At 63.5% G+C, this 1,323-nt stretch carries 2 protein-coding genes; both read left to right on the top strand.

All coding sequences use genetic code 11. From position 1 onward, the window contains the following. Positions 1–40: 40 nt before the first annotated feature. The gene (locus tag Mrose_RS18340) at positions 41–250 is read left to right on the top strand and encodes a hypothetical protein (RefSeq protein ID WP_147371735.1); all 210 of its coding nucleotides are present in this window, start codon (positions 41–43) and stop codon (positions 248–250) included. A 20-nt stretch (positions 251–270) separates the two neighbouring features. Continuing rightward, positions 271–1,320 carry a hypothetical protein gene (locus tag Mrose_RS18335; RefSeq protein WP_119280652.1) on the top strand — a complete coding sequence of 350 codons (1,050 nt, stop codon included), beginning with the start codon at positions 271–273 and terminating at the stop codon, positions 1,318–1,320. The last annotated feature ends 3 nt before the right edge of the window (positions 1,321–1,323 follow it).

The following is a 1,323-nucleotide window of genomic DNA, read 5'->3' as shown; positions in this document are numbered from 1 at the left end:
GGGTGTGTCCCAAAAACAACCCAATAGCCTAGACTGAGGCATGAGCCCACTACAAGAGCGGTTGATGGCGCTGATTGGGGAAGCGGAAGCGAAGGGTAAGGGGATGAAACTGGCCCAGCTGGAGCAGTTGGTGCTGGAGTATGGGGAGGTCATACAGCGAACCCTGCTGCAGGGTCTGGTCACGCAGCAGGAGGCGCAAGGGGAGGGTAAGGGGGTCAAAAAAACTGTCCAGGCTGCCAGAGAACCCTGAGGGGTTGTAAGCGCTATGGGATGAAGGTCGCCAGCCTGTGGGGGCGGGTGGAGGTTCGACGCTACCAGTACCGCTGCGGCTGTGGATACCAGGGGTATGGCTTTGGGGATGACAGCCTGGATGAGAGCGGATACTTTCCGGAGTTGCTGGGGCGACTGCAGGATGCCGCCATGCGGATGTCCTACCGGGAGGCAGCGGGGTGGTTGGGACGGTGGCGGGTCAAGGTGAGCAAGAGCCAGCTGCAGAGGCTGTGCGTGGCCCTGGAAGGGACCCAGCAGGCGCTGGGGAGGGAGCGTTTGGCGCAGCAGGCCCACCAAGCCCTGCCTGGACGCGAGCAGGAACGGGGCAGGCGTTGGTGTATCGAGGTGGATGGCAGCCTGGTGCCTACCCGGGTGGACGGGGGGGTGGAGTGGCGGGAGGTCAAGAGCGCGGTACTGTACCCGATGCGCGCTCCCAGCCAGCGCTACTACGTCAGCGCGTTAGGGTCTGCGGGGGAGTTTGCCCCCCTGGTACACGGTCTGCTGCGCCAAGCCGGGGTACGCCAGGCCGATGGCCTGATCGGGATCAGTGACGGGGCGGTCTGGATTGCCGAGTTGTTGGGGGATCTGGGAGTCAAACGGCATATTCTGGATGTTTACCATGCCAGTACCTACTTCGAGACGCTGCTGCAGGGGCTGGGCTTTCCAGAGGCTCAGCGGGCGCAGCAACGCAGGGCTCTGCTGCGGGGGGAGATCGATCTGCAGCGCTGGCTCAATGGCCATCTCAACGACCCTTCCCTGCTGGGCGCCCTGCCAACGGAAGCACGTAAGGCCCTGCACTTCCTGGAAAAGCAGGCTTTGCTCAACCACACCCACTACCCCCAGTTCAGGCGCGAGGGACTGGAGGTGATCGCTTCGGGCCAGATTGAGGGGGCCAACAAGCATGTGATTCAGGGGCGCCTCAAAATCGCCGGGGCTCGCTGGTCGGTCAGCGGGGCCCACGCCAAGGCCTTTGGCCGCTCCCAGCTATTCTCTCTCCGTCCAATCGTCTCTTTCGACACCGTGCGCCATGTCGCTTTCCCAGCAGCTTAGCCC

This window comes from Calidithermus roseus, assembly GCF_003574095.1.
In the GTDB taxonomy this organism is placed as follows: domain Bacteria; phylum Deinococcota; class Deinococci; order Deinococcales; family Thermaceae; genus Calidithermus; species Calidithermus roseus.
This window is presented reverse-complemented; position numbering and strand designations above follow the sequence as displayed.